11 protein-coding genes are annotated in these 12,076 nt (G+C 71.5%); 3 read left to right on the top strand and 8 right to left on the bottom strand.

Going from position 1 to position 12,076, the window contains the following annotated elements; all coding sequences use genetic code 11:
• Nucleotides 1-8 precede the first annotated feature (8 nt).
• Complete coding sequence (locus tag NGF19_RS07025; RefSeq protein WP_252423046.1) at nucleotides 9-923, top strand: DMT family transporter; 915 nt, start codon at nucleotides 9-11, stop codon at nucleotides 921-923.
• 48 nt (nucleotides 924-971) lie between these two features.
• Nucleotides 972-1,793: a polysaccharide deacetylase family protein gene (locus NGF19_RS07020; protein WP_252423044.1), complete on the top strand. Its 822-nt coding sequence runs from the start codon at nucleotides 972-974 to the stop codon at nucleotides 1,791-1,793.
• Here the strand turns inward: NGF19_RS07020 and NGF19_RS07015 are convergent.
• The 7 genes from NGF19_RS07015 to NGF19_RS06985 all read right to left on the bottom strand — a co-directional run bounded on the left by NGF19_RS07015 (nucleotide 1,748) and on the right by NGF19_RS06985 (nucleotide 8,476).
• Entirely contained in the window at nucleotides 1,748-2,554 is an 807-nt protein-coding gene (locus NGF19_RS07015) for an ABC transporter ATP-binding protein (protein WP_252423042.1), read from the bottom strand. The two genes, NGF19_RS07020 and NGF19_RS07015, sit on opposite strands and share 46 nt — an antisense overlap.
• Nucleotides 2,551-3,351: an ATP-binding cassette domain-containing protein gene (locus tag NGF19_RS07010; RefSeq protein WP_252423040.1), complete on the bottom strand. Its 801-nt coding sequence runs from the start codon at nucleotides 3,349-3,351 to the stop codon at nucleotides 2,551-2,553. Before NGF19_RS07010 ends, NGF19_RS07015 begins: the two co-directional genes overlap by 4 nt.
• Complete coding sequence (locus tag NGF19_RS07005; RefSeq protein WP_252423038.1) at nucleotides 3,348-4,226, bottom strand: ABC transporter permease; 879 nt, start codon at nucleotides 4,224-4,226, stop codon at nucleotides 3,348-3,350. The genes NGF19_RS07010 and NGF19_RS07005 overlap by 4 nt, the downstream gene beginning before the upstream one ends.
• Complete coding sequence (locus NGF19_RS07000; protein ID WP_252423029.1) at nucleotides 4,223-5,188, bottom strand: ABC transporter permease; 966 nt, start codon at nucleotides 5,186-5,188, stop codon at nucleotides 4,223-4,225. The genes NGF19_RS07005 and NGF19_RS07000 overlap by 4 nt, the downstream gene beginning before the upstream one ends.
• Nucleotides 5,188-6,702, bottom strand: a complete 1,515-nt coding sequence (locus NGF19_RS06995) for an ABC transporter substrate-binding protein (RefSeq protein ID WP_252423027.1) — start codon at nucleotides 6,700-6,702, stop codon at nucleotides 5,188-5,190. The genes NGF19_RS07000 and NGF19_RS06995 overlap by 1 nt, the downstream gene beginning before the upstream one ends.
• A gap of 44 nt (nucleotides 6,703-6,746) precedes the next feature.
• Nucleotides 6,747-7,487: a DUF1684 domain-containing protein gene (locus NGF19_RS06990; RefSeq protein WP_252423025.1), complete on the bottom strand. Its 741-nt coding sequence runs from the start codon at nucleotides 7,485-7,487 to the stop codon at nucleotides 6,747-6,749.
• A 176-nt stretch (nucleotides 7,488-7,663) separates the two neighbouring features.
• Complete coding sequence (locus tag NGF19_RS06985; RefSeq protein ID WP_252423023.1) at nucleotides 7,664-8,476, bottom strand: SAM-dependent methyltransferase; 813 nt, start codon at nucleotides 8,474-8,476, stop codon at nucleotides 7,664-7,666.
• Between the two features lie 233 nt (nucleotides 8,477-8,709).
• Between NGF19_RS06985 and NGF19_RS06980 the strand changes: the two genes are divergently transcribed.
• Nucleotides 8,710-11,046: an ATP-binding cassette domain-containing protein gene (locus NGF19_RS06980; RefSeq protein WP_252423021.1), complete on the top strand. Its 2,337-nt coding sequence runs from the start codon at nucleotides 8,710-8,712 to the stop codon at nucleotides 11,044-11,046.
• Nucleotides 11,047-11,159: 113 nt separating this feature from the next.
• Here the strand turns inward: NGF19_RS06980 and NGF19_RS06975 are convergent, their stop codons facing one another.
• On the bottom strand, nucleotides 11,160-11,912 hold the full coding sequence (locus tag NGF19_RS06975; RefSeq protein ID WP_252423019.1) for an HAD family hydrolase: 753 nt from the start codon (nucleotides 11,910-11,912) through the stop codon (nucleotides 11,160-11,162).
• Between the last annotated feature and the right edge of the window lie 164 nt (nucleotides 11,913-12,076).

Raw genomic sequence — 12,076 nt, 5'->3', positions numbered from 1 at the left:
AGTGGCGGGTGAGCGCTCCCACCATCGTGCTCGCGCTGCTCGCGGCGCTCTCCAACGCCTCGGCCTCCGTCCTGCAACGACGGGCCGCGCGGGACGAACCCGACGTCCTCCACGGGCGGTGGCCGGGGGTGCGCTGGATCGTCCATGTGCTGCGGCGGCCCCACTGGCTGGCGGGTGCCGCGATGCTCGCGGTGTCGACCGCCCTCCAGGCCGCCGCGCTGGCCGTGGGCAGTCTGTCCCTCGTCCAGCCCCTGCTGACCAGCGAACTGTTGTTCACCCTGGCGGTCGGCAGTGTGGTCTTCCAGCGCCTGCCGGACCGTCGTACCTGGCTGGCGTTCGCCGCGCTGGCCGTGGGTCTCGCGCTCTTCCTGGGGATGGCCGCGCCGTCGCCGGGCCAGGCCACCGCCCTGCCGGGGCGCTGGCCCGTGGTGGGTGTCACGCTGGCCTGCGTGGTGGCCGCCTCCGTCGTACTGGCCCGCCCGCTGAGGGGAGCGCCGCGCGCGGCGCTGTTCGGGTTGGCGTCCGCGGTGTCGTTCGCCGCCACCGCCGCGCTGCTCAAGGAGGTCATGGGGGGAATTTCGCGGGGTCCGGTCGCGGTGCTCACGGGGTGGCCGCCCTATGCCACTCTCGCCACCGGGCTGGTGGCCTTCGTGCTGTTGCAGAACGCGTTCCGCGCTGGGACCCTGACGGCGTCCCAGCCGGTTCTCACCCTGGGAGACGCCGTGGTCAGCGTGGGGCTGGGGTGGGTGCTGTTCGACGAGCGGATCGCTCTCGGGGCGTGGGTGCTGCCGGAGCTGATCGGGGTGGCGCTCATCGGGCTCGGCAGCATCGGGCTGGCGCGGGCCCTGGCGAGCGGCGGCGCCTGGGACACGGTGGCGCCACCGGGGCGGAACGGTTCCCGTGACGACGACGGGTCCCCATGACGCCGAGGACGAGCAGGACGACAAGGGGGGCGAGGAGGTCGAGGAGCGATGTCCCGTCCCGCCGTTGTCGATGTCCCCGCCCGGCACGCGACCGCCGTCCTGACGTCGTTCGCCCTCGCCACGGTCGCCCACATCGGCCCGGCCGCCACCTGGCTGCCCGGCCTGCGGCACCGCTTCTTCCCGCGACTCGCGGGGGCCGGTCGCCCCGACCATGTCGCTCTCACGTTCGACGACGGCCCCGATCCGACGTCCACCCCGCGCTTCCTCGACACGCTGGACGGCCTCGGTGTGCGGGCGACGTTCTTCATGCTCGGGGAGAGCGTCACACGGCACCCGGCGCTGGCCCGCGAGACCGCCGAGCGCGGCCATGAACTCGCCGTGCACGGCTGGACCCACGACCGGCCCTGGCTGCCCGCTCCCGCACGCGACACGGCGGACCTGGCGCGCGCGGTCCACGCGGTGGGGCAGGCCGGGGGCCACCCGCCGCGGTGGTACCGCCCGCCGTACGGGATCCTGACGTCCGGGCGCTGGGCCGCCGCCCGCAGGGTCGGACTGCGGCCGGTGCTGTGGACCGCCTGGGGCAAGGACTGGACGGCCGGGGCCACGCCCGCCTCCGTACGCACCACGGTCGGGGCCGGGCTGCGCGGCGGTGGCACGCTGCTGCTGCACGACTCCGACCGGCTCTCGGCGACCGGTTGCTGGCGCGCGTCGCTCGGCGCGCTGGCCGGCATCGTCGCGGACTGCCGCGCGGCCGGGCTGTCGGTGGGCCCGCTCGCCGAGCACGGCACCGAGGCGCTGGACGTCGAGCTGCCGGGCGGCGTGTCTCAGACGGGCAGCCGCGGCACGCTGTCGATCAGGCGGCGGGTGTAGGAGTGCGCGGGGCGGCCCAGTACCTGGGCGGTGTCGCCCTGCTCGACCACCCGGCCGCGCTCCAGGACCGCGGTCCGCTCGCACAGCGAGGCGACGACCGACAGGTCGTGGGAGACCATCACGAGCGTCAGCCCCTGCTCCTGCTTGAGTTCGGCCAGCAGGTCGACCACCTTCACCCGGGTGGTGACGTCGAGCGCGCTCACGGGTTCGTCCGCCAGCAGGATCCGCGGGGTGCAGACCGTGGCGCGGGCGATGGCGATCCGCTGGCGCTGGCCGCCGGAGAACTCATGCGGATAGCGGTCCGCCGCGTCGGCCGGCAGGCCCACGCGTTCCAGGGCCTCGGCCACCTTCGGCCGGGCCGTGGCGCGGCTGTCGATGCCCAGGGAGCGCAGCGGCTCGGCCACGGTGGCGCCCACCCGGCGGCGTGGGTCGAGCGAGGAGTACGGGTCCTGGAAGACGCACTGCACACTGCGGCGGAAGCGGCGCATCTGCTCCCGGTCGCGCAGGGACAGCTCGGCGCCGTCGAAGCGGACCTGGCCGGAGGTGGGGCGGGCGAGCCCCAGCAGCAGGCGCAGCAGGGTGGTCTTCCCGGCGCCCGACTCGCCGACGAGCGCGAGACTGTGTCCGGCCCCGACCGTGAGGGAGACGTCCTCGACGACGTTGTCCGCGCCGCCCCGGTAGCGCAGCGCGACGTCGGCCAGTTCGAGTACGGGCGTCGTCGTGTCGGGGACGGGGGTCTCCGCGTCGGGTTCGGCGGTCATCGCGTGCTCCTCAGGTCCAGTGCGGACTCCAGCCGCCGGGCGCTGGCGACCAGGGCCTTGGTGTAGTCCTCGCGGGGCGCGCCGACGAGGCTGCGTACCTCGCCCTTCTCGACGGCCCGGCCGTCCTTGAGCACCAGGGCGCGGTCGGTCACCTTGGCCACGACGGCGAGGTCATGGCTGACGAACAGCACGGCCATCTCCCGTTCGCGGACCAGGGTGTCGATGAGTTCCAGCATCTCGGCCTGCACGGACACGTCCAGGGCGGTGGTCGGCTCGTCCGCGATGAGCAGCTTCGGATCGCAGGCCAGGGCCATGGCGAGGGCCACGCGCTGGCGCTGGCCGCCGGAGATCTCGTGCGGGAAGGCGCGGGCGATGCGCTCGGGGTCGGGCAGCCGTACCTGTTCGAGCGCGAAGGCCACGGCCCGCGCCAGCTCGGCGCCCTTCAGGCCGGTGCGCCTGCGCAGGGGTTCGGCGATCTGGCGGCCGACACGCATCAGCGGGTCGAGTGCGGTCAGCGGTTCCTGGAAGACGACGGCGGCGTCCCGGCCGCGGACCGCGGTGAGCCGCTTCTCGGGGGCGCCGACGATCTGTGTGCCCGCGAGTTCGATGCCGCCGGTGGCGGTCATGCCGTCGGGCAGCAGGCCGAGCACGGCGAGCGTGGTCAGGGACTTGCCGGAGCCGGACTCGCCGATGAGGCCGAGCCGTTCGCCGCGCGCCAGGCTGAAGGACAGGTCGTCCACCAGGGTGCGGCCGTCGGTGGTGCGGACGGTCAGCCCGCGGACGTCGAGGAGGGTCATGCGCGCCTCTTGCGGGTGGCCGGGTCGAGGGTGTCGCGCAGGCCGTCGGCGATGAGGTTGACGCCGATGACGAGCAGGACGAGCAGGATGCCGGGGGCGAGCGCGCCCACGGGTGCGGTGGTGAAGGTCGCCTGGGCTTCCTGGAGCATGCGGCCCCAGGACGCGTTCGGCGGGGGCGCGCCGAGTCCGAGGTAGGACAGTCCGGCCTCGGCCAGTACGGCGAGGCCGAACTGAAGGGCGAGGTTGACCACGAGGGTCGGCCAGATGTTGGGCAGCACATGGGCCACCACGGTCCGGGACCAGGACGTGCCGGAGGTGCGGGCGGCGGTGATGTAGTCCTGCGCCAGGACCCGCTTGACCAGGATGCGTACCAGCCGGGCGACGACGGCGCTCTGGGCCAGGCCGATCGCGAGGACGGCCGAGCCGAGGGTCGCCGAGCGCGCGGCGACGATGAGCATCGCGAGCAGCAGTGTGGGGAAGGCGATGAGGATGTCGAGGAAGGCGGAGACGGTGTCGTCGAGCCAGCCCTGCGCGAACGCGGCGAGCACGCCCAGTGTGATGCCGAGGCCGGCGGCGATGAGGACCGAGCCGAGACCGGCCTCGACGGCGATCCGCGATCCGGTCATCACCTGGGTGAACAGGTCGCGTCCGAGCTTGTCGGTGCCGAGCAGGTGGCCGCCGCCGGGTCCGGCCAGGCGTCCGCCGGAGGTGTCGTCGGTCGCGTAGGGCAGCCAGATCAGGGAGACCAGGGCGAGCAGCGCGATGAGTCCGGCCAGGACGCAGCCGACGACGAGGGTGGCCGAGCGCCGGGAGCGGCGCTTGTCCGGCGACGCCTTCCGCGCGGGTACGGGGGTGCGTACGTCTACCTGGGTCATCGGGCACCTCCGGAGAGCCGGCCGCGCAGTCGCGGGTCGATGATCCGCTGGACCAGGTCGGCGGCGAAGCCGATGAGCAGTACGGCGAGCGTGGAGACGAACAGGACGCCCTGGACGACGGGGTAGTCGTGCTGGGCGATGCCGGTGGCGAGCATCGAACCGAGGCCGGGCAGCGCGTACACCGACTCCACGACGACCGCGCCGAGCAGCGTCGAGGCGAGTTCGATACCGAGGACGGAGATCACCGGTACGGAGGCGTTGCGCAGCCCGTGCCGCCACATCGCCTGTCCGAAGGACGAGCCGAGGGCGCGGGCGGTGCGCAGGTGGTCGCTGCCGAGGACGTCGAGGGTGGCGGAGCGGACGTAGCGGATCAGGGACGCGCTCATCACCAGGGCGATGGTGAGGACCGGCAGGACGAGGGAGCGGATCGCCTCGGCGGGCTCGGACCAGCCGTCCTGCGGGAAGCCGCCGGCCGGGAGCCAGCCCGCGTTGAGCGCGAAGACGGCGATGAGGATCATGCCGAGCCAGAACACGGGGACGGCGATGCCGAGTTGGGAGACCCCGCTGAGCAGGGCCCCGTACCAGGTGTGTCGCTTGTGGGCGGCGACGAACCCGGCGGGTACGGCGATGAGGACGGCCAGGGTGAACGCGATGAGGGTCAGGGGCACGGTGACGTTCAGCCGGGAGGCGACCTCGGGTCCGACGGGCAGCGAGCTGACGAAGGAGGTGCCGAGGTCGCCGCTCGCCAACTGCCCGAGCCAGTGGGTGAACTGCTCGGGCAGCGGCTTGTCGGAGCCGATGGCGTGGCGGGCCGCGGCGATCTGTTCGGGGTCGGCGCCCACGGAGGTGAGCGCGTTGGCCGGATCGCCGGGCAGCAGGCGCAGCAGGACGAACAGCACGATGCTCGCCAGGGCCAGCGACACCACGAGGAAGGCGAGGCGGCGCAGCAGATAGCGCGTCATCAGCTCTTCTTCTTGATGTCGTAGGCGAAGAACTGGGAGTTGAGGCCGTTGACCGGGTAGCCGGACAGCTTGCTGTTCGCGACGACGATCTGCGGGTAGAGGTACAGCCAGTCGCTGGCCGCGTCCTCGGCGGTCTTGCGGCCCACCTTCTTCAGCAGCTCGGTCTGCTCGGCGGTGGTGGCGGCCTCCTCGGCCTGCTGGACCCACCGGGTGACCTGCTTGTTGTCGTAGCCCCAGTAGAAGTCGGGGTTGCCGTACCAGACGAGGTCGCGGTCGTTGACGTGCTCCTGGAGCGTGGCCGTGAAGTCGTGGTTCTTGTAGACCTTCGTGTACCACTCGTCCGGCGTGATCGTGTTGATCTTGACGGTGATGCCGACCTTGGCGAGCTGGGACTTGATGAAGGTGGCCGCGGTGGGGTGCGGGTCGTAGTTCGGGGTGTCGAGGGTGAAGTCGAAGCCCTTGCCGTACCCGGCCTCGGCGAGCAGCTTCTTGGCGCGTGCCGGGTCGTAGGCGTTGACCTTGGTCAGGTCCTCGTACCAGGGGTCGGTGGGCGGCACCATCGAGCCGATGAGCTTGCCGTAACCGCCCCAGACGGACTCCAGCAGCTTCTTGTCGTCGATGGCGGCGGAGACGGCCTGGCGCACCCGGACGTCCGTGAACGGCTTGGCCTTGTCGTTGAAGGCGAGCAGCAGCTTGGTGGTGGAGTCGCCGTCGTTGACCTTGTAGTTCTGGTTGTTCTTGAACTGGTCGAGGGCGTCGGGCGACTGCTCGCCGGTGACCACGTCCACGGCGCCGGTCGCCAGGGCGTTGTTGAGCGCGGTGGCGTCCTTGTAGTAGTGGAAGACGGCCTTGGCGTTGGCGGCGGCCTTGCCCCAGTACCCGGCGTACCGGGTCATGCTGAGCGCGGAGCCGCGGGTCCACTTGTCCAGCCGGTAGGGGCCGGTGCCGTCCTCGGTCGTCTTCAGGTTCTTCGCCTGGGAGTTGGTGATCCAGACGTAGGAGAGGTTGTAGACGAAGGAGATCGACTTCTGCGACAGCGTGACCTTGACGGTGCGCGCGTCGGGGGTGGCGATGCTCTTGATGACCTCGAGGTTGGCCTTGCGGGCGGACTGGGAGTCGTCCGCGATGACCTTCTCCAGGCTGTACTTGACGTCCTCGCTGGTGAGCTTCTTGCCGCTGTGGAACGTCACGCCGTCGCGCAGGGTGAAGGTGTAGGTGAGGCCGTCGTCGCTGACCTTGTAGTCCTGGGCCAGCAGCTTCTCGGTCTTGCCGTCGTCGGTGAGCTTGAACAGCCCTTCGTAGACGTTGCCGTTGAGGGCCTCGGTGACGCCCTGGCCGCCGCCCGCGGTGTTGTCGAGGTTCTGCGGCTCGTAGAGGGAGCCGATCTCGACCGTGGCGTTCTTGTCGTAGTGGCCGCCCGAGGCGCTGTTGCCGGAGCCGCCGCAGGCGGTCAGGGTCAGCGCGAGGGTGGTCGCGGTGGCGGTGGCGTACAGGGACGTCTTCTTGATGCTCATGGCGAAGGGCGCTTTCGTGCTGCGGTGCGGGGAGCTACGGGTGATCAGTGCTGGTCGGAGAAGCCGTCGCGGAAGACGGGGCGCTTCTCACCTGCCTCGACGGGCAGGTGGAGGCGGTTCTGCCGCGGCGGCATCGGACAGTTGTACTGATCGGAGAACCCGCAGGGCGGTACGAAGGCGCGGTTGAAGTCGAGCAGGACGCGGTCGTCGTCCTCGGTGCGCTGGACGAAGAGGAAGCGGCCGGCTCCGTAGGTGGTGTCCCCGTTGGTGGGGTCGCCGAAGACGAGCAGCAGGGTGCCGTCGTCGTCGAAGGCGCTGAGGGTGTAGTCGCGGCCGTCGAGGGTGAGCGTGATGTCACCGGGGACGACGAAATCGCGGGTGCCGCCGTTGTCCCGGATGTGCTCGAAGGACACCCGCCGGGCGCCGGGCACGGGCGTGTACGTCGCGTGGAGCACCCAGGCCGGGTCGTACGGGAAGGCGTCGACGTGGTCGAAGTGGCGGACGGCGGGCGCGTCGGCGTCCCAGAAGCGCAGCCCGTGCTCGGGCTCGCCGGTGACCAGGTCGGTGCGCTGGAGGCTGGTGACGGTCACGCTGTCCGCCAGTCCGGCGCGGGCCGCCTCCAGGTCCGGCCGCTCACCCGCGGGGAGCCACCGGGTCTCGACCAGCGCGAGGTTCCCGGTGGGCGCGGTGAGGGCCCGACGGCGCTCGGCGCGCCAGGCGTCCCACTCCCCCACGGGGTCGGTGGCGGGCTGGTCGGTGCTGGAGTGGGACACGTTAGGGCTCATTCGCGCAGACGGGATGCCGAGGTCACACCGCGTGCACTACGCAACGTGACCACATGGCCAAAGCATCCCCTTTATCTTCCATAAGCCACCCTAATGTCAAATGAAATGACCCAACCGCCCTGATCAGCGCCGCCTGGACAGATACGGAGGTGCGCCGCCGCCCGGCGGATCAGGGCCTACTTACGGCCGACGCCGCACCACATCGGCAGCGGTCCGGGCGCCGCGACCCCCTCGCCCTCCGGGCGCCACTCGGGCAGTTGGACGACGCCCGGCGCCAGGAGGTCGGTGCTGTCGAAGAAGCGGGTGACCCCGGCGTGCGTGCGCGGCGTGGCGCCCGCGTGTTCGGCGGCCCGCTCGTTGTACGCGCGCATGGACTCGACGACCTTCTCGGCGCCGATGTCGGCCGCCGGGTGGGAGAGGACGAGGTGGCTGCCGGGGGCGAGCGCGTCGAGGAGGCGTCGGGTGAGGTCGTACGGGTCGTCGGCGTCCGGGACGTACTGGAGGACCGCCACGAGCATGAGACCCACGGGCTGGGACAGGTCGAGCGTCTTCCCGGCGGCGGCCAGGATGCGGTCCACGTCCCGCAGATCCGCCTGGAGGTAGTCCGTCCTCCCCTCCGCGGCGCTGACCAGCAGCGCCCGGGCGTGGGCGAGGACGATCGGGTCGTTGTCGACGTACACCACGCGGGCGCCGGGGTCGACGCGCTGCGCCACCTCGTGGGTGTTGTCGGCCGCCGGGATCCCGGTGCCGATGTCGAGGAACTGCCGGATGCCGGCCTCCCCCGCCAGATGCCGGACCGCCCGCCCCAGGAAGGCCCGGTTGGCCCGGACCGCGGGGACGATCTCCGGGTTGGCCGCGGCGGCCAGCTCGGCCGCCTCCCGGTCGGCGAGGTAGTTGTCCTTGCCGCCCAGCCAGGCGTTGTAGACGCGCGCGGGATGCGCGACCGAGCTGTTGATCGGCACCATCGGACCCGTCGGCCTCTCGTACATCCCGACCCGCTCCCCTCACCGTGGTTGGCCTTGTGCCCCGCACGGTAGCCCATGTCGAACAACTCTCCGACTCTCGGAGGGAGTTGCCGATCATTCCGGTGGGGCTTCGACGGCGGCTGCCTGCCGACCGCGGACGGTCTCGGGCGACGCCGCCCGGCGGTCCGCGCCCCCGACCCCATAGAATTGCGGGGTTTGTCCCATCCCCGTCGAAGATCCGTACGGAGTTCCCCGTCATGCACAGCCCACACGATCCGTACGTCCGTGTCCGCGGCGCCCGGGAGCACAACCTCAAGGGCGTCGATGTCGACATTCCCCGGGATGTCGTGGCCGTGTTCACGGGGGTGTCCGGGTCCGGGAAGTCGTCGCTGGCGTTCGGCACCGTGTACGCGGAGGCGCAGCGCCGCTACTTCGAGTCGGTCGCGCCGTACGCGCGGCGGCTGATCCACCAGGTGGGCGCGCCGAAGGTCGGGGAGATCACCGGGCTGCCGCCCGCCGTCTCGCTCCAGCAGCGCCGTTCCACGCCGACGTCCCGCTCCTCGGTCGGTACGGTCACGAACCTGTCGAACTCGCTGCGGATGCTCTTCTCCCGCGCCGGTGACCATCCGCCGGGGGCCGCGCGTCTCGACTCGGACGCCTTCTCCCCGAACACGGCGGCCGGTGCCTGCCCGGAGTGCCACGGACTGGGCCAAGTGCACCGCACGACGGAGGAGTTGCTGGTGCCCGACCCGTCGTTGTCGATCCGGGAGGGGGCGATCGCCGCGTGGCCGGGCGCCTGGCAGGGCAAGAACCTGCGGGACATCCTCGACGCGCTCGGCTACGACGTGGACCTGCCGTGGCGCGAACTGCCCGCCGAACAGCGGGAGTGGATCCTGTTCACGAACGAGCAGCCGGTGGTGACCGTCCATCCGGTACGGGAGGCCCAGCGCATCCAACGGCCCTACCAGGGCACGTACATGAGCGCCCGCCGCTATGTGATGAAGACGTTCTCGGACTCCAAGAGCCCGACGCTGCGCGCGAAGGCGGAGCGCTTCCTGGCCAGTGCGCCGTGTCCGGCGTGCGGGGGCAGCCGGTTGCGGCCGGAGGCGCTGGCCGTGACGTTCGCGGGCCGCACCATCGCCGACCTGGCCGCCCTGCCGCTGGCGGCGCTGGCCGAGACGCTCGAGGGCGCGACGGGGACCGCGCGTGTCCTCACCGAGGACCTCACCGCCCGTATCGCGCCGGTCCTCGAACTGGGCCTCGGCTATCTGAGCCTGGACCGCGCCACCCCCACCCTGTCGGCGGGCGAGCTTCAACGGCTGCGACTGGCCACACAGTTGGTCTCCGGGCTGTTCGGGGTGGTGTACGTCCTGGACGAGCCGTCCGCGGGGCTGCATCCCGCCGACACCGAGGCGCTGTTGACGGTGCTTCAGCGGCTGAAGGCCGCCGGTAACTCGGTGTTCGTGGTGGAGCACCACCTGGAGGTGATGCGCGCCGCCGACTGGCTGGTGGACGTCGGCCCGCGCGCGGGCGAGCACGGCGGGCGAGTGCTGCACAGCGGCCCGGTGGCGGAGCTGGCGGGCGTCGAGGAGTCGGCGACAGCCCGCTTCCTCTTCGACCGCTCCCCCGACACCGTACGCCAAGTACGCACGCCGAGCGGTGAGTTGAGCGTCGGGCCGGTCACGCGGCACAACCTGCGCGAGGTGACGGCGCGGTTCCCGCTCGGTGTGTTCACGGCGGTCACCGGTGTCTCGGGCTCCGGGAAGTCCACGCTCATCGGTGAGATCACCGAGGAACTGCCCGGTGTGGAGCGGCTGGTCGCGGTCGACCAGAAGCCGATCGGCCGTACCCCGCGCTCGAACCTCGCGACCTACACGGGCCTCTTCGACGTCGTACGCAAGGTGTTCGCGGCCACGGACGAGGCGCGCGAGCGGGGGTACGGCGTCGGCCGGTTCTCCTTCAATGTGTCCGGCGGGCGCTGTGAGACCTGTCAGGGCGAAGGGTTCGTCAGCGTGGAACTGCTCTTCCTGCCGAGCACCTACGCACCGTGCCCGGACTGCGGTGGCGCGCGCTACAACCCGGACACGCTCGAAGTGACCTACCGGGGACGGAACATCGCGCAGGTGCTCGATCTGACGGTCGAGGCGGCGGCGGACTTCTTCGCGGACACTCCGGCGATCGCCCGCAGCCTCGGCACCCTGCTCGATGTCGGTCTCGGGTATCTGCGCCTGGGGCAGCCGGCCACGGAGCTGTCCGGTGGTGAGGCCCAACGCATCAAGCTCGCCAGTGAGTTGCAGCGCGGGCGCCGTGGCAGCACCCTCTACCTCCTCGATGAGCCGACGACCGGGCTGCACCCGGCCGATGTCGAGGTCCTGATGCGTCAGTTGCACGGGCTGGTCGACGCGGGGCACACGGTGATCGTGGTCGAGCACGACATGTCCGTGGTCGCGGGTGCGGACTGGGTGATCGACCTGGGTCCGGGCGGCGGGGACGCGGGCGGGCGGATCGTCGCGGCGGGTCCCCCGGCCGAGGTGGCACGGGCGAGCGGAAGTGCGACGGCACCATATCTGAGGGCTGTCCTGGACGGCCGGTGACGATCAATACGCCTCGCACACCGCCCCGTTGGAGAGCACGGGCCGCGCACACCGCCCCGTAGGACACCGCCCCGGAGAAGGCTCTGTCTCCGCTCGCCCGCGTGGCCGCCCGGTCAGGGCAGGGCTTCCGTGCCGGACTCGGCCGAACCGCTCTGCTTGGGCACCAGCGGCTGGCCGGAGCCCGTGGCGGCGCCGGGGCGGCTCTTCGCCCAGGCCACCAACTCCGGGTCGGCCAGCGTGTCCACCCAGAGGTCGGCGAGGGCGAGGCCTTCCTTGCTGGGCTGCCGCCCGACTCCGATCACCCGCAGGCCCGCGCCGACCGCGGCCTTCAGGCCGTTGACCGAGTCCTCGACCGCCAGTGTGTCGCCGCGCTCGGCGCCCAGGCGGCGCGCGGCCTCGGCATAGGCGTCGGGGCGCGGTTTGGGGAGCACGTCCGTTCCCGGCACGACGATGTGCCGGAAGTGGGGTCTCAGGCCCACGGATTCGAGGCAGAACTCCACCACGTCCACCGGGCAGTTGCTCGCCACGGCCAGTGGTGCGATCCGGCCCAGGTTCCGCACGAGGTCCTGAGCTCCGACGACCGGGACGGGGCGCTGCGCGACGAGTTCGCGGAAGCTCGCCAGGAGTTGCTCGGTCATGTCCCCGACTGCGTCGGGGCGGTCGGCGAGACGTGCCATGAGGGCGCCGCATTCCGTGTAGTGCAGCCCCTTGCTGCTTTCCGCGAACTCCGCGTCCGGTACGACTCCATAGCCGCTCAGAACGATGTCGCGGGCCTGTTCCCAGTGCCGTTCTGTGTCCACCAGTGTGCCGTCACAATCGAAGACGACGGCTTGTGGTGTCCAGTCGTAAATACGATGGGATGTCATGTGCTGTGCTGCCGTTCTGGTGCAGGACGGAACTGCCGAAGGGCGGCGCGATCCGCCGGTCAGAGGTCCCGATGTGCCTGCTGAGCCGCCTTCACCGCAGGAAAGCGCGTAAGAGCAGGACGGTCATGGCCGGTTCATGCATGACGGTCACACACCGCAGTTCG

The organism is Streptomyces macrolidinus (assembly GCF_023887685.1).
GTDB lineage: Bacteria > Actinomycetota > Actinomycetes > Streptomycetales > Streptomycetaceae > Streptomyces > Streptomyces macrolidinus.
Note: the sequence above shows the minus strand (reverse complement) of the source record. Positions and strands in the feature narration are given on the sequence as shown.

Coding starts and splice junctions, on each gene's coding strand:
- NGF19_RS07020 (WP_252423044.1), top strand. CDS start 972: ATGTCCCGTCCCGCCGTTGTCGATGTCCCCGCCCGGCACGCGACCGCC.
- NGF19_RS07015 (WP_252423042.1), bottom strand. CDS start 2,554: ATGACCGCCGAACCCGACGCGGAGACCCCCGTCCCCGACACGACGACG.
- NGF19_RS07010 (WP_252423040.1), bottom strand. CDS start 3,351: ATGACCCTCCTCGACGTCCGCGGGCTGACCGTCCGCACCACCGACGGC.
- NGF19_RS07005 (WP_252423038.1), bottom strand. CDS start 4,226: ATGACCCAGGTAGACGTACGCACCCCCGTACCCGCGCGGAAGGCGTCG.
- NGF19_RS07000 (WP_252423029.1), bottom strand. CDS start 5,188: ATGACGCGCTATCTGCTGCGCCGCCTCGCCTTCCTCGTGGTGTCGCTG.
- NGF19_RS06995 (WP_252423027.1), bottom strand. CDS start 6,702: ATGAGCATCAAGAAGACGTCCCTGTACGCCACCGCCACCGCGACCACC.
- NGF19_RS06990 (WP_252423025.1), bottom strand. CDS start 7,487: ATGAGCCCTAACGTGTCCCACTCCAGCACCGACCAGCCCGCCACCGAC.
- NGF19_RS06985 (WP_252423023.1), bottom strand. CDS start 8,476: ATGTACGAGAGGCCGACGGGTCCGATGGTGCCGATCAACAGCTCGGTC.
- NGF19_RS06980 (WP_252423021.1), top strand. CDS start 8,710: ATGCACAGCCCACACGATCCGTACGTCCGTGTCCGCGGCGCCCGGGAG.
- NGF19_RS06975 (WP_252423019.1), bottom strand. CDS start 11,912: ATGACATCCCATCGTATTTACGACTGGACACCACAAGCCGTCGTCTTC.